Origin of the sequence: Nocardia sp. NPDC127606 (assembly GCF_042671725.1) — a bacterium.
GTDB lineage: Bacteria > Actinomycetota > Actinomycetes > Mycobacteriales > Mycobacteriaceae > Nocardia.
In genome coordinates this window covers 747,275-767,830 of sequence record NZ_JBHXWQ010000002.1, presented here as the reverse complement: position 1 = coordinate 767,830, position 20,556 = coordinate 747,275, and the positions used below count along the sequence as shown (strand labels likewise).

Below are 20,556 nucleotides of genomic sequence, written 5' to 3'. Positions count from 1 at the left end.
GTTGCCTCTACTCGAAATCCGAATTCAGGTCAGCCCGCCGTGCGCGGAACGGAAAGCCGAGTGCGGCACCCATTCCGAGCACAGTGAGCAAGGTCAATGAGCCGATGATCGCCACCTGTCGTGGGCGCGGATCCGGCGCCGCGGGCGCGGCGGGGGCGGCGATCGGGTGGCCGCTGTCGGCGCCGGTGCTCACCGGGTCGGTGGGCAGCGGTGCGGTCAGCGCGGCGAGCGGATCGATCAGTCCGGCCCCGATCGCGTCATCGCGGCCACGCCCCGGCCCGTGTGCGGTGCGGATGATCCGGTCGATCACCTGTTGGGCGTTGAGTTCGGGGAACTCGGCGCGCACCAGCGCGGCCAGACCTGCCACATACGGTGCGGCGAAACTGGTTCCGTCGACCGGCTGCACGCCCTGGGCGGTTTGCACGCCGTCGACCAGCCCGCCCCCGCCCGGCTTGCTGTCGAGCGAGACGATGTTGCGCCCGATCGCGGCGACCCCGATCCAGGGCCCACGCAACGACAGCGCCGACGGTGCCCCGTTGGCGTCCACCGATGCCACCGACAGCACGTACGGGGTGAACCACGCCGGAGTCGGGACGGTCGCCACCGCACCCCACCCCGAACCCTGGTTCTGCGTCTGGCACGCACCGCCCTGCTCGACATTGCCCGCGGCGGCGACCACCACCACATTGCGTTCGTAGGCGTGCTTCACCGCGGCACCGAGCGCACTGTCCGCGGTATCCGAACCAGCTGCGGTGCAGGCGACTTCGGAGATGTTGATGACCGTGGCGCCCATGTCGACCGCGCGAACGACGGCCGCCGCGAGGGTGAGCACACTGCCGTAGCCGTCGCTGCGCAGCTCACCGGGTGGCTTGTCGGCGCCCTTCCGGTCCTTCGGTTCGTAGGCGAGGCTGAGCTGGCGGATCGAGAGGATCTCGGCCTCCGGCGCCACGCCGACGAAAGCATCGTCGGGCGACGGCCTGGCGGCGATGATGCCCGCGACCAAGGTTCCGTGCCCGTCGCAGTCGACGGTGCCGTCGGTGTCGCTGACGTAGTCACCGCCGGACTGCAGGTCGGGCAGGCGATGGTGCCGGTTCACCCCGGTGTCGATGACGGCGACCTTTTGCCCGGCGCCGCGGCTGAACTGCCACGCCGCGGGCAGGTCGAGCACCTGCTGCGCGATCGGCGGCTCGCTCGGCGCGCTTCCGCGCAGCACCGGCTCGGCGCACAGCTCACGCTGTTCGGTGGGTTCCAGCGGGGCAGGCCGGACGCTGAGCGCCACCGCCGCGTCGAGCGCGCCCGAGTCGACCTTCGGTGGGGCGATCGCTACCGCGGGTGCGGGAGCCCCGGCCACCGCCGCGAGAATCGCCACGGCACAGGCAGACCGAATCAGGGTGCGCCACCAGGATATCCGGGTCATATGTTGCGAGCGGCCGAGTACACGTCCATGACCCACAGCGCCAACGGGATCATCGTGATGATGAGCAGGTATTCGAAGATCTCGACCATCCGCCTCGTCACCGGCGTCACCTCGACGTGCGGGCCGACCACGCCGAAACCGACCACGCCGAGTGCGATGACCAGCAGCATCGCGATCGCGCCGAATTCGAGCGAACCGTGCCCGAGACCGAGACCGAAGACCACGGCGATCAGCGTCAGCGCACCACCGGCGATCAGCGTCGCCGCCTGGCCGAGATCGGCGAAGGAGCGGCCGCGCAGACACAGGATGATCGCCGTGACCACCGCCAACGCGACCCCGCCCGAATGTATCGGACCGAACGGGTTCACCGTGCCGAACGCACCGAGACCCGCGGTGGCCGCGCAGGCGGCGACCAGGCCGGTCTGGATCTGGTTGGCCACCCGCGCCCGTTCGCCGAGCCCGGCGGCCGAGGGCAGGGCGATCGCACCGATCGCGCCGATGCCCTCGATGGTCGGGCGCTGTTCGTGGTCGGCCGGGTCGATCGCGCCGCCCGCGGTCGGCACCGGCGGAATGGGCAGACGTGCGGTCACCGCGGCCAACCGCGGTACCGAGGACAGCAGCACGATCCCGGCGATCAGTACGCCGGCGAACAACTTCGGCTGCGCGGGCTCCCAGATCAGCGACACCGTCGCCGACCCCGCCGAGATCACACTCATCGTGATCGCCGCGGCGAACAGCCCGGCACCGATCCCGGTGACCCGATGACCCACGATCGCGGCGACGAGCACCACCACACTGCCGAGCAGGACATGCGCGGCGCCGAGTGCGCCCGGCACGAGCAACGCGCCGCCCCCGAACAGCAACAGCAACGCGTCCAGCGACAACCAGTTCCCGGTGATCGGGTCGAGGTATTTGCGTGCCGCGATTCCGGCCACGGCCGAGGTGAAGATCCCGGCGACGAGCAACACCAAGGCCGGGGCGAGCGGGTCGTCCGAAGCGCGCGAGACGACCAGCAGCGCCAGCGCGGCGAGGATGGCGACGGTGGCGAGCACCAGGCCGGTCCAGCGCGCCGCCGAGCCGGACCAACCGCGGAATTCACCCGCGGTGAGCCGGGAGACGGCGTCGATCACATCATCGAACAGCGCGGGCGATTCCTTGCGTGTCACCGGGCTCAACACCAGCAGCTCGCCGTCGTAGACCTCGGCCTCGGTGAGCGTACGGTTCGGTGCGAGCGGGTCCTGTCCGAGTCGTGCGAGCGTCCAGTGCTGGGCGCGCACCGGCGTCGAATCCTCATCGCCGTCGGGCAACCGGGGATCACGCGAGCGGATCAGCGACACCAGATCGCCGATGAATCCGGCGATCGGCACAGTGGCGGGCAGTCCGATGTCGAGCTGCGTGTCACCCCCGATCACCGAGACACGGCATAGTTCGGGTTCATTGCCTAACAACGTCGACACCAGTGATGAACTCTCAGTCGTAGCTGACTACTTCCGTTGCAACCACCCGGCAGCGTTACCTAATCTAACGGACAGGGCAAGCCGGCGCGATCGTAGCTTCGTCGCCAGGGTTGAACGTAATGCACACACCAGACGAAGATTTCGGGGTCCGACACCACATGCCAGACATTCGCCAAGCCCAGCGTGCCTTCGACGCAGGCGTTCTGTCGCTCGGCCTGTCCATCGATGGCCAGGAGTCCGCGCGCGACAACGAGTACGCCAAACTGGCATTTCAGCGCGCCACCGAATGGGATCCGTCGATGTGCGACGCGTGGCTCGGCCGCGCCGCCGCAGGCGAGGTAACCAACGAGGTGCTGTTCAATCTGCACCGCACCAGCTTGGACTCGCTCGGGCGCGAACAACGCAGGCTCGGCCTCGCGCCGCGCGCGATGGCGGGTCGATTCCTGCCCGGTCTCTACATCGATTACCCGCTCGCCGGGCTCACCGAGATCTGGTTGGCTTGGGCCGCTCGCCAGATCGAGGACCAGAACTACGACCAGGCGGAGAAGGTGCTCGACGAACTCGCCGCCCTGCGCCGGGGTCGCGCCGAGGACCCGGACAAGCAGATCGACGACCGGATCAGCACCTACATTCGTGGTGTCCTGCACTACAACACGCAGCGCTGGTCGGACGTGATGACCGTGCTCGCCGGCTCCGCCGAGTGGACAGATCCCTTCCTGGCCACCGGCGCCCACGTGATGGTCGGCACCGCGTGCGCCCAGCTCGGCCTGTTCGGTGAGGCGATCCGACGGATGGAAGCGGCTGAGGCAGGGCCGATTCCGTCGGCGCGGTTCACCGCCATGTACAACCGCGGGCTGTGCCTGCGCGAGGCGGGCAACGAGACCGAGGCCCAGGCGCTGTTCGAGCAGGTCTACTCACAGCTGCCCGATTTCACCGCGAACACCACGGCCATGCGTGACCGCACCTTCCGGATCGTCGTCACCAGCCGCGAATCCATCGACGCCAGAACGAACAAGTGGGATCCGGCCTCGGCGCCGACCATGGCGCAGATGGACCAGGCCGATGCCGCGGACCGCGCCAAGACCGTGCTCGCGGCGGCCCGCGCCGAACTCGACAAGCAGGTCGGCCTCGCCTCGGTGAAGAACCAGGTCGCCAAGCTGCAGTCCTCGGCACAGCTGGCCAAGATCCGCGCCGAGAAGGGACTGTCGAGCCAATCCCGTGGCCAGCATCTGGCTTTCACCGGACCGCCGGGAACCGGCAAGACCACCATCGCCAGGGTGGTCGCCAAGATCTACTGCGGGGTCGGGCTGTTGAAGACCGACAAGGTGGTCGAGGCCAAGCGCGTCGACTTCGTCAGCCAGAACCTCGGCGGCACCGCGATCAAATCCGAGAAGCTGATCGACAGCGCGATGGACGGTGTGCTGTTCATCGACGAGGCCTACACCCTGATCCAGACCGGCCTGTCCGGCGGTGACGCGTTCGGCCGCGAAGCCGTCGACACGCTGCTGGCCAGGATGGAGAACGACCGCGATCGGCTCGTCGTCATCATCGCGGGCTACGACGGCGAGATCGATCGACTGCTGACCGCCAACGACGGTCTGGCGTCCCGTTTTTCGAAGCGTCTGCAGTTCCCGTCCTACACCCCGGAAGAGCTCGGGCGGATCGGCGAGATCATAGCGGGCAGCCGAGACTCCCAGCTCTCCGAGGCGGCGCTGGCCGCCCTGATCGAATCGTGCGAGTACCTCTACAACCTGGAGAGCACCGACCAGAGCGGACAGCCGCGCCGCGGTGTCGACCTCGCGGGCAACGGCCGTTTCATCCGCAACGTCATCGAGGCGGCCGAGGAGGAACGCGAGTTCCGGCTGGCCAACGACATCGACGTCGATCTGTCCGAGATCGACGACGACGTGCTGATGCGCGTCGAGGAATCCGATATGCGGACGGCGTTGGATGCCATCATCGCCACCCTGAACGTGGGCCGCTAGCGCGGAGTCACTTGACGGCGGGCAGCGAATCGAAGCTGGTCAGTGCGTCTTTGGCCGACAGGGTCGGTCCGGGAACCAGTTGACCGACGATCGCCCACGGTGCCAGCCGCGGCTTGTCGCCCAGACCGAGAACGGCGGCGGTCGCGGCATCCGGCACGCCGTAGCGAACCCCGTTGTCGGCCACATAGAACAGGGACTCGCGGCGGGGGCTACCCGGCTCGGTACCGGTGACCTGGATGAACTCACCGGAGCCCGGTGCCAGGTACACCGCGTCCATTCGGTCGCCGGTGCCATCGGCACTCGACAGCACGACCGGGTCGGCCGAAGCCGCCAACGGCAGCTCGGCGCCGGTCAGTAGCGTGCGGGCAGCCCGCTCCGCCGGCCCGTCGACCGATTTACCCTGCGCGACAGCGGCTCCCGGCGTCTTCGACCAGCTGATACAGGCCACCGGCGCGTCCTCGGCGCTGAGCAGGCGCGGCTTGTGCTCGGGGAACTCGTCGGTCGGCAGGACGTGCACCACCGGCATCCGGTCGAGGGCGTCCGGCGCGACGACGGCGATCTCACGCATCCCGCGCGAGTCGGCGTTGCGCACCAGTTGCGCGGTGAACTCCGAGACCGGCTGCACACCGTCGGCCAGCACCACATACAACGTTTCCCGGCCGTCTCGGTCTGTGCCCGGCACCGAGATGATCCCGCCTACCGGCACATTCGACAGCTTGCCCGGACCCGGAGCGCCCGCCTGCGGAATCGTCGGCACCACCAGCGGCGGTCCCTCGGTGGTCGCGCCGAGGAATCCGGTGCCCATCGGTCGAGGCTTCTGGCCCGACAGGCCGAGGGTCCGCGCGATCACCGAATCGGCCGGGTCGATCGCGGCCCTGACGCCCTGGTACACCAGGTAGGTCTTGTCGCCGCGCCGCACCAGCAGTGCGTCATCGGCGCGTGCCGCCCCGATCCGATCGTTCAGTGCGGGCTTGCCGACCAGGGTGGTGGTGAGCCCGCCCGTCGCGCCCGAAGCGCTGCCGCTGGCGGAGAGCTGGGTGGTCTCACACAACGTCCAATCCGAGCTCGCGCCCTGATCGGAGCCGGGCAGGGCCGCCGGTGCGCCGGGGATGCCGAGCATCGGGCCGCGCGGCATGGCTTCGAGCTTGTCGTCCTTGACCGCGTTCGGCGCTTCGGCGGTACCGGCGATCAGCCGGGCCGAGGCCAGATTCAACACCGGGTGCAGTGTTTTCGTGCCGTCCTTGGCCGCGACGACCACATACATCGCGCCGCTCTGTTTTCCGGTGACGATCAGCGAGTCACCGATCGCACCCTGCGGCTTCAGGAAACCGAGAATGGCGGCGCCCGCGACGACGATCAGCCCGAGCACCGCGCCCACCCACATGGACCGGCTCTGCGAACGCATCGGATCGTGCAACATCCGCACGTCACGCCGGATCAGCGCATGGTCGAGCCTGCGCAGGAGGAACCGATAACCGTTGACCTGGGCCTTGGTTGTCAGCTGTGCCGGCACACGTTCTCCATTGCTGCGATGATCACGTTCTCGCTCGACACGGTACCGTAATTCCGGAATTGCCTTTCACCATGATTCGACGTATGCCAGCCAGGGACAACGATTTTGAACAATGGGATGAACGCCGGGGAAACCGGTGGCGACAACGTTTACGACACCTTGCGTGATCCGGAATTCTGGCTCTTCCGCATCTTCCCGCTGTGGGCCTGCGTGCCCGTCGCGGTGCTCGCCGCGATGGTGGCCTGGGTCGTGCTCGCGACGGCGCGATCGGTGCCGGGCGCGATCGGCGCCGCGGTCGCGGTGCTGGTCATCGGGCTCGTGCCGATCCGGCGGCGCCCACCGGCCGTTCGGTTCGGTGGGTGGATCGCCCGCAGGCTGCGCGGCCGCACCGACACCATCGACCGCGCACCCGCCTTCGACGTGCCGCTGGCCGAGGGCGGCGGCTGCGGGGTGCGCTGGGACGGCGATCTGCTGCTGACGATGCTGCGCATCGATCCGCCGCCGGACGCGTTGACGCTGCTGCGCCGCGGTTCGCTCAGCGCGGACCAGCTGTTGCCGATCACCGAGATCGCGCGGTGCCTCGATCAATTCGACGTCCAGTTGGTCAGCATCGACGTGATCGCGACCGGCGCGCGGACCGCGGGCATCGGGGCGGCGGCGCACCTCTACGACCGCATCCTCGGCCCGCTGCCCGCCATCGCGCACCGCACCTGCTGGCTGGTGCTGCGCCTGGACCCGGTCGCCAATGCCTCCGCTGTCGGCAAGCGCGGTGGCGGCGCCGAGGGCGCGCTGCGCACGATGATCATCGCCACCCGCCGGGTCGCCAATCGCCTGGCCACCCACGGGATCGACGCGGCCGTGCTCACCGCCACCGAGATGAACAGCGCGGTGCGCCAACTCACCCACGGGTTCGATCCGTCGCAACTCATCGAGTCGGCGCACGGGTTGTCCACCGAACATCGGGAGCGACCGGCGCGCACCGAGTCGTTGCGCGAACAGGTCACCGGCGAGCGCGAGCGGCGCCACAACGAGTCGGAGCGCGAGGCCGTGACCGCGCAGCGCCACCTCACGCACTATCAGCTCACCGCCCCGATGATCGGCACGAACGGCCTGGCCGAGATCTGGTCGACCCCGAGCCTGTCGACGACGGTGACCCTGCGCCTTCACCCCGGCGCACGGCGTACCGACCGCCGCGACGACAAAGCCGACACCGTCGTGCTCAACGCCGTCGTCCGGTTCGACACCGCCGCGCCGCTGGCCGGCTCGCCGCTCCCCGGTCTGCGTGAACTGCCCGGCAGCCAACGCCGGATCCTGCTGGACACCTTGCCCATCGGTGCCGCCGACGACCTCGGCGGCCGCGACGGCTACCGCGGCACCCTCGTCGCGCTCACCGATATCGCCGTGCCGACCACCGGCTGCGGACAACTCATCGGCGCCGACGCGACCGGTCAGGGCATCGCCGTGCCCCTGATCGGCGAAGGTACCCGCCATGTCGACGTGATCGGCAACCTCGACCTCGCCCAGCAGGTGATCCTGCGGGCCACCGCGCTCGGCGCGCACGCCGTCGTCCACACCGCCCGGCCGCAGGCCTGGCAGTCGATGGTCGCGAATCTGGCGATGCCCCAACTACTCTCGATCGCGCCGCGCGCCGCGGGTGCCACTCCGCAGCCGCAACTCGGCCCGCCACCGGTGCCCGCGGCCCCGTACCCGAGCACCACGGTCCTGGTGTACGACGGCATTGTGCCGACCAGTCACCTCGGTGGCGCCACCGTTGTCGAGATCCGCACCGCCGAACGCGATCCGGACGAAGTCGCCCCGGATGTCACGCTGACCCAGGACCCTTACTCCCCCAACCGCATCACCGTGCGGACCAGCACCGGCACCGCCACCGTCACGATGGTCACCACCCCTGACGAGATGCACTACATCGGCGAATCCCTAGCGGCCCGCTGACGCACGACGAAAGGCCGACCGGAACCCCGGTCGGCCTTCGCGCGGAGCAGATTCAGAAATCCGCGAAACCGTCGCCGACCTTGCCGTCGGCCTCGAGGGCACGATTCAGCGCGGACTCGACCGCCGCGGCCAGATCGTCGAGCTTCTTGAGGGTGTCGCTCAGCTCGGTGTGCACGGAATCGTGCGCCTTGCTGAAGTTGATGTGCGCGTTGTCACCGGTCAGCGCGGCCTTGAAGTTGGTCGCGGCGGTCTCCAGTTCGGAGATCTCACCCCGCATCTTGCCGCCGAACTCCTGCAGGTCGCTGAACAGCTCGTTCATCGCCTTGGGATCGTAAAGAATGGTCATGCTCTAGTTCCTTGTCGTATCGATACCGATTGCGATCGTGGAGAAGCGATCAGGAATTGAGAGTGGTGTGCGAACCGCCGCCACCGGCCGCGCCGCCACCGGACAGACCACCCTGGTCCATGTTCACGATGGTGCTCTTGCCGGAGTCGATGGCGTCGTTGAACCGGTCGAACTTGGTGTTCAGGTCGGAGGCCTCTTGGTTCCACGCCTCGGCGACCTTGACGAACTCGTCGTGCGAGTCACCCTTCCAACCTTTGACGACGGCCTGGGCCGCGCCGTCGATCTCGTTCACCGAGCGACGAAGATTGCTGATCGTCGTCTGGAGCGCCGTCACAACATTGTCTACGCCGCCGGCTTCTACGCCTACTGATCCCTGAGGGGGCATTGTCGAACCTTTCCTTCTTGATGGGTGACACGGGAGTTGGCTATCTGGACTGCCACCCCCCACCGGGAAGCCCCTCGAGGAGCGCACCGATCGCCTGGGTGAGGCGGTGGTCGGTGCCCGGCGTGATGGTGGCCCACACCTGGCCGTCGGGCGCCGTCATCGGCGCTACGACGATCCGGCCGCGCGCGGTGTCGTACACCGCGACCGCGCCAGGAGCCAGGGTGGTCAGCCCGTCGTGGTGGACGGAGGCAGTGATCTCGGTGTAGCCGTGGCAGGAGCCGAAGGCCGCACCGAGCACTGTCGCTTCGTGCGCGTCGATACCGAGCGCGTACATCGCGTCCACATAGTCGGAGGTGGAACTCGCGGCGTCGAGGCGTCGCGACAGATCGTCGGCGGAGACGCTGACGGTGGTGATGTCGGCCTGCGGGCAGGTGGGCAGCGTGGTGAGCAGCAGCCTCGTGAGTTCCCGGTCCGATCCGTCGATCCCCGGCGCCCATACCTCGAACGAGGATCCGGTCCGCGCGGCGACGGCATGCTGGGAACCGCGGCGCGCCAGGCAGATTCGACGTTGTTCCGCTTCGCCGTAGCTGCGCGCGACCAATTCGGCCTCGGGTGCGGTGAGCGTGAACATGGCCTCGGCCAAACCCGGCTCGACATCGCCGTATCCGTCGAACACGCCGCCTGCCGTGAGTTCGGCGACGGCGCTGTCGCGCGCGGCTTGCCAGGCGTCGATCGTGTCCTGCTGCGGTCCGACGGCGAGTACCAGTGGCAGCGTCTGCACGCCGAGGCGTTCGGCGACCGCGAGCAGCGAGTCGTTGGTCAGTGTGGTCACGACCCACCGCCCGACTGCGCGGTTCCGGACTGCGGTGCGGCTCGCTCAACGACGCCGAGCACCGCGGGAGCCGCCTGGATCTCGCCCTCGGCCACCAGCTGATCGGTTTCTTCGTAGGCCAGGCCTGCCCGGGGGAAGCGCGCCGTATCCTGTCCGCCCGCGGCGGACGCCATCGGCCCGGGCGCGATGGGTGTCGAGTGTCCGGCCGCGGTGGCCACCGGTGTCGGCTGCGCGGCCGGCGCGACGGCGGTCGCGGACTGCGCGAAAACAGGTGCGCGATAGGCAGTTTGCACCGGCGCGGGCAGTGCGGGCAGACCGCCGAGTCCCAGCATGCCGATCCCCGGCATCGATGACGCTGTCGTCGTCGATGCGGTCTGACCGCTGGACTGCTCTGCCACCAGCGCGGCCTCGGGCACGATCGGAGGTGGCGGGACGTGCAGCCACGGGTTGGCCAGCGGCTCGGTGGCCGCTTCGTAGCTGCGCATCACCCGGGAGGCAACGGCTTTGGCCATATCGGCCTCGGCGTCGTTGTGTGCCGCGACGGCCTTGATCGGCGCGCCGAGCACCGCACCGACCGCTTCCATCGCCTTCTGCATTTCGGCGATCGCGGCGATGTCGGCGGTGTTGGGCATCGCCAGCGCCGCCACTTCGTAGGCCAGCACCTGCGCGTGCATTCTGGCAGCGTTGGCCGTCGCGGCGGCGGCCGTCTCGAGCAGCCAGTCGCGCAGGGTGGAAACCCGTTGCCACACTTCGTCACTGCGCCCCGACTGCCAGGCGCCGCGCAGTGTCGTCAGCACCTGCTCGTAGTCGAGCACGGCCGCACCGAGGGCCGCGGCCAGCCGCGTCCACGCGGCGGCCGCGTCGGCCATCGGAATCGGACCGGAACCGGTGGTGAGTTCGGTGGCCAGCCGTTGGGGCTCGCGTGCCTCCCACACCACACCGGTGAAACCCGGCTGCGGTGGTTCGATCATCAGCCGCCGAAACCGGTGGTGTTGTCGGATTCCATCCGATCGAACTCCGTGACCTGCGAGCGCAAGGTGGCGGCGAACTTGCTCATCTCGCGCGTGCCGGCCTCGGCTCCGGTCAGATAGTCGTCGGCAACGCCGTTGGCGGTGGCCGCGGCGCGCGCGGACACCTCATCGGCGCCCGCGGGCGCGACATGCAGCGCGGGTGCGACCGCGGTCAGCTCGGTGGAGAGCCGATCGACGATGGCGTCCAGTGCCGAGGCGGCCTTACTCGCCGCGGCCGCATCGAATTCGAAGGTGTCACTCATTTGCCACTCCTGTCGTCACAGTGTGAGTTCTTTGTCCGGTGGTGCTTCGGTGGTGGCGGCCTCGACAGCGCCGACCACCGGCATCGATACTCCGTCGATCGCGCCGACGACCTCGTCACCGTGATGGCCGGTGACGAGCTGGGTGTGCACAGCTTCGTTGCCGCCCCCGTCGGCGGCCCGCGCCATCGGGGCACCCGCACCCGCGGCACCGCCCATCGGCATGTAGCCGGGAGCCGATGAGCTGGTCGTAGCCGAGGTGGTGGTGCCGCCGGTAGCGCCGGTACCGCCCGTGCCCATGGCACCCATGGTGGACAGGCCACTGCCGCGGCCGCCCTGCCACGGGCTCAGCGGCGTCGCCGCGGCGGCCACGCCGCCGCCGCCGAAGCCGCCCATCGCGCCGCCACCGCCACCGAAACCGCCTGCGGCCGCGGCTTCCTCGGCGGACAACGCCTCGTCGGCGGTGCCGGTGTCGGAGGTCGTGGTCTTACCGGTGGTCGCCGACAACGAGCTCGCCTGCTCGGTCAGCGAACTCAGCGAGGAGACCGCGGTGCTCGCGGTACTGATCAACGGCGTGATCATGCTCATCAACTGCGACAACGATTCCGACGAGTCGACACCGGTCGGCGCGTTGGTGATCTCGACCTTCTCACCGGCCTGCGTCATCTGCGCGCTGTGCCCGAGCAGCTGGACCTTGGTCTCCGCGGTGATCGCGAGCGCCTCGGTCATCGCCTCGACCGTGGCGGCGACCAGCACACCCTGCCCGACCGGGGTCAGGGCGTAGAGCGGCGCCAGCGCCACGGTGGCCGAATAGCGCGCGATCACTGCCGCCAACTGCGTCGCACCGGTCGCCACACTGCCCGCCGCGCCGGTGAGTACCGCCTTCTCCTGGGTGCTCTGGGTGGCCAGTTTGGCGCCGTCGGCCTGTGCCGCTGCCGCTTTCGTCGTCGCCTCCGATGCCGCCGCGCTCTGCCACAGTGACATCACCGTCTGCAGCGCCGTGGATCCGAGCGAGGTCACCGTGCTCAGCACCGAGCTGATATTCGAGAACATCTCGGTGGGATCGAAGGAGGTGTCGGTACCGGTACCGGTACCGCCGAGCTGTCCGGTGCCGAACGCGGAGGCCAGCTGGGTGAGCGGCTGCATGAGCGCGGTCAGGTCGATCGTCGGCAACGGTGGCAGTTCGGGCAGCTGTACGAACTGGGGAAGTTGCGGAAGTTGCGGCAGCCCCATCGAACTCAGCGCCTGGCCCACCGGCTGGTCGAGCAAGGGCGCCAGCGAGCTGCCGCGCATCAGCTCGAGCACCGTCGGATCCAGCGATGCGCCGCTGGTCGGAACTCCCCCGGGAAATGTCATGGCTACTTGTCGACCGCCGCGATACCGAGTCGGGCCGCCGCGTCGGCACCCTCATAGGTGGCGGCCGCCTGCGTGGCGGTGAGCGCCGTCCCGGCGTGCACGCCCGCCAGCTGCGCCACCGACGTCAGGTGATTGGCTTGCGCGTACGCGAACGACATCAGGAACTCCTGGCCGATCAGGCCGAACACCGGCACGACCGCGCCGATTGTCGCCGCCTGATCGATGGCACCGGCTTGGGCGACGCCCGCCGCCATGCCGGCCGACGCACCGGCGTAGGCACGAACTGCATCGGGAACTACCGCAACATGATTCATGGCCATCGTCCAATCTCGAAACAGCCCTTAGCGTTTCGTTACTCTATCTACCAGTTGAATGTCAGCGCTACGCATAGCGCCGGTAAAATTTCGTTGAACCTCATGTGTTCGCTTCGTTGAACGCCGTGATCGCACCGGCCCGTTCGGCGTAGGCGCGATAGGCCGCCGCATGCGCGGTTTCCACCAGCACCCGCTCGAAATCCGCCGGCGAGAGTTTGCTGATCGCCGTCGAGAATTCCAGCCCGACCAGTGCGCCGTTGCCGTCGACGGTCACCGTCACCGCGCCGTCGGGCGAGGACTCCTCCGCCCGAATCCCCTGCGTCGTCTCGGTCAGATCCTGCAACCGGTACAGCTGCCCCTGCACGCGCGCGATGAGCTCGTCCATGGTCTCGACCATCTCGGTTACCTCCTTCTGCTTCGGCGGCGACTCATACCGAACGCAACCAACTGTCGGGCTCGGTGTCGTAGTCCTGCTCCTCGACGATCTCCGCCGCCGCGACCTCGGCCTCGGTCGGCAGACCGGTGGCAGCGAGCAGACCCGGATCGAACCCGGCCTCCGCCAGCTGATGTCGCCGCGCCAACCCGGCCCGCTTCGCCGATTTCCGGCACAACCGCAGTACCTCGGCCGCCAGCGCACCGGGATCGCCGCGCAACTGATCGGCATCGAGCGTGATCCCCACCGGCAGCCCCTGCTCGGTGGTGCGCACCTCGATCCCCCCGGTCAACGACGCCGCGGTGAACTCGGTCGGAAACTCGTCCATGTGCCCTCCCTACGCCCGATCATCCTTGATGGCTCTGACAACTTCGGCGATCTGCGCGTTGATCAGCGAGACCAGCCGCCGACGATCGGCCGGCACCACCCGGGGCGGCGCACCCGGCACGATGACGTATCGCCCGTCGTCGACCACGTCACGCCAGACCAGATACAGGCGCAGAATGCCACGCGGCCCGAATCGCGACCAGCCCTGCTCGATCTCGATAGTGCCCGCGAGATCATCGGATTCCCGAAGGAACTCGGCACCGATCGCGGCGGAATCGTCGCCGGTGTCGTGCACGAGAGAGCGGCTGAACGAGAAGTCGACATCCGGGGCCGCGGTATCGACCAGCTCGAAGTCACGGCGCCGACCCGGATCGGCCACCGGAAACAGCGCTGCCACCGCATCGCCGAGAGCCAGCGCGTCGTGCCTGGTCACCGTGAAACCGGCGGAGTCGGACATGGTCGCACCCGGTTTCTGGCGCACCACGAAGGCGTTGTCGCCCTTGCGAACTGCGAGCACGCGCAGCGACCGCTTCGGATTCTCCGGCTCACGCCCGTCGATTCCCCGCGCGATCACGCGAATGTCGGGACGGGTGAGCGCCTCGGTGAGCACCTCCAGCTCGCCGTTCGACCGGCGCCGAAGTGCCTGCCAGGCCTCGTGTTTGACGCGAACACTGTCGGCGTAGGTCCGCGCCGCGCCGCGATAGCTGAGCGGTTCGGGCAGACTCTCCTCCTTCAGCTCGTCATACATCGCGGCGAACTCCACCGGCGTGAACTCCACCACCACCGTCATTGTTCGATGACCGGTCTCGCCACGATCGGCGCGGCGCCGAGCGCATCGTCGAGATGATCGACCGAGTCGAGGTAGTCGGCGCGCTTGTGCTCCTTCTGCTGTCCGCCCGCGCCCGCGCCCGCACCGCCGCCCATCGGCATACCACCCATCGGCATGCCGGAACCGGCGCTCGCGAGGCCGGCGCGGCTCGCCATGGCTTCCAGGCCGGTCGCGCCGACCGTGGCACGGGGGAACAGACTCGACGCGTTCTGCAAGCTCTGTCCGGACAGCCCGGCGCCCGCACCACCACCCGAGCCGCCGCCGGCGCCACCGCCGCCACTCTTGGCCGCCGCGGTCATCTTCTTCGCCTGGTCCTCCAGCGAGGAGCTGAGACCGGCCAGGCCGGGCACCGACGACAGGGCACTCTGATCCGCCCCTGATGCCGCCGAACTCGCCTGCTCCAAAGCCGACTGCGCGGCCGAACTCGCCTGCTCCATTCCGGAGGTCAACGCCGAGGCCGCCTGCTCGAGCCCCGACGACGATGCCGCCGCCGCGGCCTCCTCGGCGGCCTTGGCCGCCTGCTCCGCCGCAGTACGCGCGGCGGCCTTCGCCGCGTCGCCGGCCGCTTTCTGAGCCGCGGCCTGCGACGCCGATTGCAACGCCGACATCCCGTTCTGGAATCCGGAGGACAGGCCGGCGGAGCCCGCACCCGAACCACCGCCGGAGCCCGAACCGCCACCGGAGCCCGAACCACCACCGGTACCGGTACCCGAACCGTTCCCCGCCGGGTTGCTGCCCGTCGTCGGCGGGATCGGGTCGGGAAGCAGCGCGATCTTGCCCGCGGTGTTGTCGACACCGAGCACATAGGTGTTGTTCATCGCCGTCGCGTAGCGCTTCTCGTGCGCCAGTTTCTTCCGCGTCTCGTACGCGCGCACCGACTCCGGTGACAGGTATTCCACGTCGGTGTAGTTCACGGCCTGCAGCGACGTCCTGGTCGCGTACAGCCAATCCGAGACGAACCCCAGCAGCGTGCCGAGCGCCTTCATGCCGTCGACCAGGTCCTTGTTGCCCTTGCCGTAGGCCGTGATCGCCGCCCGCGCACGGTCGGCGCCACCACCTTCACCGGGGCTACGCCAGCTGTTCTCGGTGGCGATCATCTTGTTCGACAGCGCCTCGAATTTCTCGTCCAGCCTGCCCGCCAGCCATGTCCAGTCCGTTCCGGCCTGTGCCGCGGTGACCTCCATGCTCGGGCTGCCGCTCAGGGAGGCGATGATCTTCTGGTACTCGTCGTAGTTGAACTGGCTCGGGTCCTCGGCGTTGACGATCATCGGATCGAAGGTCAGACCCTTGGGCGGCATCAGCAGGCTGTCGGGAACCCCGCCGCCTTCCTTCTTCAGAACCGAGATGTCCATGCATCGCCCGAACGCCTGGGGCGCGGTACCGAGCTTCTCGGTCTTGCCCTTGTCCGACTCGATCCGCCCGCGCAGGGCGGCCAGGTCGGCCTTGCCGCCGGCGTCGCCGCCGGTGTAGGCCTTACCGGAGGCAAGGAACGTATCGCCCATATCGTCGAGGATCTTGCCGTGATCGTCGAGGATTCCCTTGAGGTCGCGGCCCTTGGCCGAAAACCGGTCCGCCAGCCCCGCCGCGGACGGAATCACCGCGGCGAACGACGCGAGCTGATCGACCTTGCCCAGCGCGGCCTTGACGGAGTTCACCCGAATCCGTACATCGATCGCCTCGTTGACCAGGCCCTCGATGACCTTCGGCTGCAATTCCAGTGCACCGCTGAGTGACTCGGCACGTAGCCCACTCCACGGATTGGGTGTCTCACCCATACGCGACTGTCCTCCTCATCACCACGGGCACCCCCTACGACGAGAGACCTGCCTGCGATCGATTCCTTCGACGTAGCAACGATTCTAATGTCGCAGATGTGAATACCGCATGTACAGAGCCGATCTCGTTGGCAGCGACATCCTGACAATCGCTCTCAGTGGTGCCGATCGGTCGCGATGTGGAAGTTCGGGTCTCGGCGATCGAAAGATGCTGGGAGATAACTGTTCTCGCGGATGTAGTCGAGAAATTCCGTCGGCAGGGCAAGCGCGTGTTCGGCGTAGTACTCGATGAAATCGGTACGCCAGATCCATACGCCGTCCGAGTGCAGCGAGGGCCCGCCGAGGATCCAGCCATCACCTGCCAGTAGGTCCGGTACCGCCGACATCACGTCGACGATGCCGGGCGCTTCGCGGAGATAGGCGAGGACTCGGGCATGTTCGCCGGTGCGATCCGGCATCAACGCATCCCGGATCGAGGGCAACTCGTCACGTTTGCCGTCGTACATCTCCCGATACATGCCGAGCGGTTTCAGTTCGAAGACCTCACCGGGAGCGCCGGCTTCCAGCCGGTGTTCGATCAGCGTGCCGTGTTGGTCCCAGCGCTTGTGCAGGCGCAGCGAGCCGGGGCGGGCATACATGTCGAGCGTGGCGAGAGTCCCGTCGCGACGCCATTCCCGCCACTCACCGACCGGCAATCCCCGCTGCGTCGTGCCTGCCGACGCGGGTGAACCGTCCTCGTACCAAGCCTGACTCGGTCCGTCGTCGAGACCGTCGACGAAGCTCCACCGCGCGGCGATCGTGCCGCCTGGATGGAGTTCGACCGCCTGCCCGGTGTACGGCTCGCCCCGGTAGCGGGTCGGCTCGTCACCCGAACTCAGGGCGAATTCCGGATCGTTGATATCGAGCGCGGGACCGTCGGTCATCTGCTCGTGTCCTTTCCTGTCGCGCCTGCCATCGTGAGCTCGAACAACGCGCTGTCGATATCGAAACCTGCGTCCTCGCCGAACAGTTCGGCCAGCGCGTCGCGGGTGACCTCGCCCTTCTCGGCCGCGGCGACCAACCGGACCAGCAATTCGAGCCGGTCGCCGGTCGCACCGATGACATCGGCGACCACGTCGACGACGGTCTGCGAGGTCCAGATGGCGGGGACGGCCGGCGCCAGCTCATCCGAGACAGGCGACTCACCGCGATGCCACGCACCCTCGTCCCACCAGTAGCAGAACGACAGCAAACCGTCGGACGCGCGGCCGTTGAGCACCGGCTCGGCGACCCAGGACGGCGCACCCGCGAAGAGCTCGGGCAGCGGGGCGCCGCCCTGGTAGGCATCGCGCAGCCGTTGCGCGTTCCACACCCCACCCGAGAGCACCGCGCGCCCGCCCGGCAGCGCGCACAGGGTCGCGCCGCTGCGCTGCGCGCCCTCGAACCGGCAGATGCCCGGTGAGATCCGCGGGCCCCTCGGCGATCCGGCCGCGACGAAAGCCGCGGCGAGCACGGCCCAGCGACGGGCGATCAGCGGGAACGCCGGGAAGTCCTGGTCCGCCTCCGACCGAATCGCCTGCTTGCCGAGGATCCTGTCGCGACGTGCTTGTTCAGCGGCGTGCCGCGGCGAACGCACCTGACGACCACCGTGGCCGATATAGGCGGCCAACCAGACCGGCAACGTCGGCCGGGGGTAGACCTCGAGGTCGCTGCGATAGGCGGGGGCGGCGAAGAGTTGGCCCTCGGGGAACGGGTCGGCGCCGTAGTCGTAGTCGACTTCCATCCGGCCGTCGGCAGTGAGCTCGAGCAGATACCGCCACCACGGTTCGTCGTCGCGCTGCGCCGACAACCTGCGATGTTCACGCACCAGGGCGAGCACGTCCTCCGCGGGGAACGCCCGGACAGCGCGGCCACGCTCATCGGCGAACAGCACCACCGCCGACTCGGCGGTCACCGTCAGCGCGAACGACGCGGTCAGCCGCGACCACCCCGGCGGCCCGAGCTCGGCGAGCTCGAGACCGATCCGGTAACTCAGTGCCGACATCTGCTCCGCTACGTCCACGACCGGTGGATCCGCGGTGTCGAGGGCGAAATCGACGTCCGGGTCGGTGGTCTGCTCAGCCATGCCGCTCCTGGAATCGGCGCTCGAAAGCGTCGATGTAGATCGAGGGCGCCACCGAGGACGACGAGCGTTCCAGCACACCGTCATCGGCGACGTAGTAGATCGCGCGGCCGATCGCGATCTCGCCCGGTTCGACCGGCAGGTACACCATCCAACCCACGGACAACCGGTCCGCCCGCAGCAGCGTCGACGGGTAGGCGGTGGCGTCCACGGCCGCGTCGTCCAGGTGTCGACGGACCCGGTCGATCGCCTCCCCGCGCGACATCGGCGCCAGCCCTTCGCTCGTCGTCACTCCGGCGAGAACGAGGTGGAACAGGGCACCGTCGACATCGAAAAGGCCTTCGTCGCCCAAGAGTTCGACGAGGGTGCCCCGAGTGACGATTCCGGCTTCGGCCGCGGCGACCAGGGTCGCGGCGGCCGTGCGCAACGGTTCGGTCGGGTGTTCGTCGATCAGGACGGCGACCGCGTGCACCGTGGCCGCCGCCGACCACACGTCGGGCAGCGCGACGGCGACGGCATCGGCGGCGGGCGACTCGCCCTGGTACCAGCGACCGTCCTCCCACCAGTAGCAGAAGGACAGCAGACCGGCGGCCGCGCGGCGATCGAGCGTCGGGGTGGCCACCCAGGCGGGGGCACCCGCGTACAGCTGGGGCAGCGGCGCGTTCTCGTTGTAGGCGGTGTCCAGCGCGGGCGCGTTCCAGACACCACCGGAGAGCACCGCTCGATCGTCGGCGAGCTGGTAGAGGGAACTGCCGTGGCGCTCACTGGTGTCGAAGCGGCCCACCGAGGGCAGAAACCGCGGCCCCCAGGTCGTTCCGACCGCGACCGCGACGCCGGCCAGTACCCCCCACCGCGCCACGAGCAACGGCAGCGGCGGGAGCCCGTCGACCGTTGTCGGCTCCGCCGCGCGGTCGGCGCGGGCCTGTACCGCCGCGGTCGCCGCCGAGCGCAGCTGACGATCGTCGTGGTTCAGGTAGGCCGCCAGCCAGCAGGGCAGGCGGGCGCGGGGATAGGCCTCTAAGTCCGCCCGATACGCCATCGGCGGGAACAGGTGGTCGACCGGGAACGGTTCGTCGCCGTAGTCGTAGTCGACCTCGATGTGACCCGACGGGGTCAGTCCGAGCGTCAACCGCCACCACGGTCCGTCACCGAGCTCGGCCGAGCGCTCCCGGTGTGTTCTGACCAGGTCGAGTACCTCGGCGGACGGGCGCAGCCTGGTTATTCGCTGCTCGTCGTCGGAGTACACGGCGAGCACGATCTCAGCGGTCACCGTCAGCGCGAAGACCGCGTCGACCCTGCGCCAGCCGCTCGGACCTTGACTCGCCAACGCGCGGGCGGCCCGGTGCATCAGGTCACGGGCTTGTTCGCCGATATCGGTGGCGACGGGGACGGCGAAGTCGACGTCGACCTCAGCGGATTCGGTGCGTGGCGAGGTGGCTTCGGTCGGCTCGGCCCGCGGTGCAGGCTTCGCCGCGGTGTCGTCGGTAGGGCTGGTCACCGGCTGTGCTTCTCGACCTCGATATTGCGATCGTCGCCGGCCAGCCTGGCAGCGGTCACCAGGAACAACACGACCGAGACCGGCGACTGCGTCAGGACAACGGTCTGTGCCGGGCCCGCCCAGCGAATCTGCGGCCACCGACCCGGAATTCGCGCGGTCGGTGCGCCGAGCGCCTCGGTCAGCGCACCGGTCATCTCGGCGAACACCGTGCGTAGGCGGGCCGTGCCCGCCGCGTCTTCTTCGACGAAATCGGTCAGCCGGGTCTCGATGCGCACGGCTTTACCGTCCTCGCCGTGCACCTTCCCGCTGCCGACCCCGAGGCCGGTGTCGAGCATGACCCAGTTCGGGTTGTTCGCCACCACGCGCCAACCGAACTCGGCCGCCAGTTCCGGGACCTCGGACAGCTCCCACGACCAGTCCAGGTCGCGCAGCCGGGTAGCGAGATCGGCCAGCTCGGTGGCCGATGGTGTGTGCCATTCGGTCACCCGTTCGCCTCACGATCGAGCTCTTCGAGCCTGCGCGCCAGCGCGGCCCTGCGCGCCCTCTTGTGCGAACCGTCGAGTTGCGCGGCGAACTCGGCGCGTGCGGCGGTCACCAATTCCTCGGGCACCGCGGGATGGACACGAGAGATCGCCCAGAGCGCGTTCTCGGTCTCGTTGTCCAAGCCGGTTTCGGTGCGGAGGCCACCGCCGCCGCACACCGAGGCGAGCATCTCCTCGAAATTGGCCCGGATCTCGTCCTCGGTCGGATAGTCCGTGCGCATGC

At 68.8% G+C, this 20,556-nt stretch carries 21 protein-coding genes; 2 read left to right on the top strand and 19 right to left on the bottom strand.

What is annotated here, in order from left to right; translation table 11 throughout:
• Positions 1-7 precede the first annotated feature (7 nt).
• Positions 8-1,417: a type VII secretion-associated serine protease mycosin gene (mycP, locus tag ACFVJ5_RS14195; RefSeq protein ID WP_379220336.1), complete on the bottom strand. Its 1,410-nt coding sequence runs from the start codon at positions 1,415-1,417 to the stop codon at positions 8-10.
• Complete coding sequence (gene eccD / locus ACFVJ5_RS14190) at positions 1,414-2,874, bottom strand: type VII secretion integral membrane protein EccD (RefSeq protein ID WP_379220335.1); 1,461 nt, start codon at positions 2,872-2,874, stop codon at positions 1,414-1,416. Before eccD ends, mycP begins: the two co-directional genes overlap by 4 nt.
• Before the next feature lie 158 nt (positions 2,875-3,032).
• Here eccD and eccA point away from each other — a divergent pair, with 158 nt between their 5' ends.
• Positions 3,033-4,859: a type VII secretion AAA-ATPase EccA gene (gene eccA, locus ACFVJ5_RS14185; RefSeq protein ID WP_379220334.1), complete on the top strand. Its 1,827-nt coding sequence runs from the start codon at positions 3,033-3,035 to the stop codon at positions 4,857-4,859.
• 7 nt (positions 4,860-4,866) lie between these two features.
• Here eccA and eccB read toward each other — a convergent pair whose 3' ends face one another.
• Positions 4,867-6,372, bottom strand: coding sequence for a type VII secretion protein EccB (gene eccB, locus ACFVJ5_RS14180; protein ID WP_379220333.1), 1,506 nt, complete (start codon positions 6,370-6,372; stop codon positions 4,867-4,869).
• Positions 6,373-6,489: 117 nt separating this feature from the next.
• On the opposite strand from eccB, the gene eccE reads away from it, so the two are divergent.
• Positions 6,490-8,325 carry a type VII secretion protein EccE gene (gene eccE / locus ACFVJ5_RS14175; protein WP_379220332.1) on the top strand — a complete coding sequence of 612 codons (1,836 nt, stop codon included), beginning with the start codon at positions 6,490-6,492 and terminating at the stop codon, positions 8,323-8,325.
• Between the two features lie 52 nt (positions 8,326-8,377).
• Here eccE and ACFVJ5_RS14170 read toward each other — a convergent pair whose 3' ends face one another.
• From ACFVJ5_RS14170 to ACFVJ5_RS14095, 16 genes are all read right to left on the bottom strand, one after another.
• Positions 8,378-8,671 (bottom strand): type VII secretion protein EsxR, encoded by a 294-nt coding sequence (locus ACFVJ5_RS14170; RefSeq protein WP_379220331.1) that lies wholly within the window; start codon positions 8,669-8,671, stop codon positions 8,378-8,380.
• Between the two features lie 49 nt (positions 8,672-8,720).
• The gene (locus ACFVJ5_RS14165) at positions 8,721-9,056 is read right to left on the bottom strand and encodes a WXG100 family type VII secretion target (protein WP_379220330.1); all 336 of its coding nucleotides are present in this window, start codon (positions 9,054-9,056) and stop codon (positions 8,721-8,723) included.
• Between the two features lie 40 nt (positions 9,057-9,096).
• The gene (locus ACFVJ5_RS14160; RefSeq protein ID WP_379220329.1) at positions 9,097-9,888 is read right to left on the bottom strand and encodes an ESX secretion-associated protein EspG; all 792 of its coding nucleotides are present in this window, start codon (positions 9,886-9,888) and stop codon (positions 9,097-9,099) included.
• Positions 9,885-10,859, bottom strand: a complete 975-nt coding sequence (locus ACFVJ5_RS14155; RefSeq protein ID WP_379220328.1) for a PPE domain-containing protein — start codon at positions 10,857-10,859, stop codon at positions 9,885-9,887. The genes ACFVJ5_RS14160 and ACFVJ5_RS14155 overlap by 4 nt, the downstream gene beginning before the upstream one ends.
• On the bottom strand, positions 10,859-11,161 hold the full coding sequence (locus ACFVJ5_RS14150; protein ID WP_379220327.1) for a PE family protein: 303 nt from the start codon (positions 11,159-11,161) through the stop codon (positions 10,859-10,861). The genes ACFVJ5_RS14155 and ACFVJ5_RS14150 overlap by 1 nt, the downstream gene beginning before the upstream one ends.
• A gap of 15 nt (positions 11,162-11,176) precedes the next feature.
• The gene (locus ACFVJ5_RS14145) at positions 11,177-12,514 is read right to left on the bottom strand and encodes a hypothetical protein (RefSeq protein ID WP_379220326.1); all 1,338 of its coding nucleotides are present in this window, start codon (positions 12,512-12,514) and stop codon (positions 11,177-11,179) included.
• A gap of 2 nt (positions 12,515-12,516) precedes the next feature.
• The gene (locus ACFVJ5_RS14140; protein WP_379220325.1) at positions 12,517-12,828 is read right to left on the bottom strand and encodes a type VII secretion target; all 312 of its coding nucleotides are present in this window, start codon (positions 12,826-12,828) and stop codon (positions 12,517-12,519) included.
• 100 nt (positions 12,829-12,928) lie between these two features.
• Positions 12,929-13,225 (bottom strand): YbaB/EbfC family nucleoid-associated protein, encoded by a 297-nt coding sequence (locus ACFVJ5_RS14135; RefSeq protein WP_379220324.1) that lies wholly within the window; start codon positions 13,223-13,225, stop codon positions 12,929-12,931.
• Between the two features lie 31 nt (positions 13,226-13,256).
• The gene (locus tag ACFVJ5_RS14130; protein ID WP_056818332.1) at positions 13,257-13,589 is read right to left on the bottom strand and encodes a hypothetical protein; all 333 of its coding nucleotides are present in this window, start codon (positions 13,587-13,589) and stop codon (positions 13,257-13,259) included.
• Positions 13,590-13,598: 9 nt separating this feature from the next.
• Positions 13,599-14,369, bottom strand: a complete 771-nt coding sequence (locus ACFVJ5_RS14125; protein WP_379220323.1) for an ESX secretion-associated protein EspG — start codon at positions 14,367-14,369, stop codon at positions 13,599-13,601.
• A gap of 5 nt (positions 14,370-14,374) precedes the next feature.
• A complete protein-coding gene (locus ACFVJ5_RS14120; RefSeq protein ID WP_379220322.1) occupies positions 14,375-16,192 on the bottom strand; it encodes a hypothetical protein in 1,818 nt (605 codons plus the stop codon).
• Between the two features lie 155 nt (positions 16,193-16,347).
• Positions 16,348-17,115, bottom strand: coding sequence for a toxin-antitoxin system YwqK family antitoxin (locus ACFVJ5_RS14115; protein ID WP_379220321.1), 768 nt, complete (start codon positions 17,113-17,115; stop codon positions 16,348-16,350).
• Positions 17,112-18,296 (bottom strand): hypothetical protein, encoded by a 1,185-nt coding sequence (locus ACFVJ5_RS14110; RefSeq protein WP_379220320.1) that lies wholly within the window; start codon positions 18,294-18,296, stop codon positions 17,112-17,114. Before ACFVJ5_RS14110 ends, ACFVJ5_RS14115 begins: the two co-directional genes overlap by 4 nt.
• Positions 18,289-19,791, bottom strand: coding sequence for a hypothetical protein (locus ACFVJ5_RS14105; protein WP_379220319.1), 1,503 nt, complete (start codon positions 19,789-19,791; stop codon positions 18,289-18,291). The genes ACFVJ5_RS14110 and ACFVJ5_RS14105 overlap by 8 nt, the downstream gene beginning before the upstream one ends.
• Positions 19,788-20,276 carry a DUF6301 family protein gene (locus ACFVJ5_RS14100; protein ID WP_379220318.1) on the bottom strand — a complete coding sequence of 163 codons (489 nt, stop codon included), beginning with the start codon at positions 20,274-20,276 and terminating at the stop codon, positions 19,788-19,790. The genes ACFVJ5_RS14105 and ACFVJ5_RS14100 overlap by 4 nt, the downstream gene beginning before the upstream one ends.
• Positions 20,273-20,554: a hypothetical protein gene (locus ACFVJ5_RS14095; protein WP_056818341.1), complete on the bottom strand. Its 282-nt coding sequence runs from the start codon at positions 20,552-20,554 to the stop codon at positions 20,273-20,275. The genes ACFVJ5_RS14100 and ACFVJ5_RS14095 overlap by 4 nt, the downstream gene beginning before the upstream one ends.
• Between the last annotated feature and the right edge of the window lie 2 nt (positions 20,555-20,556).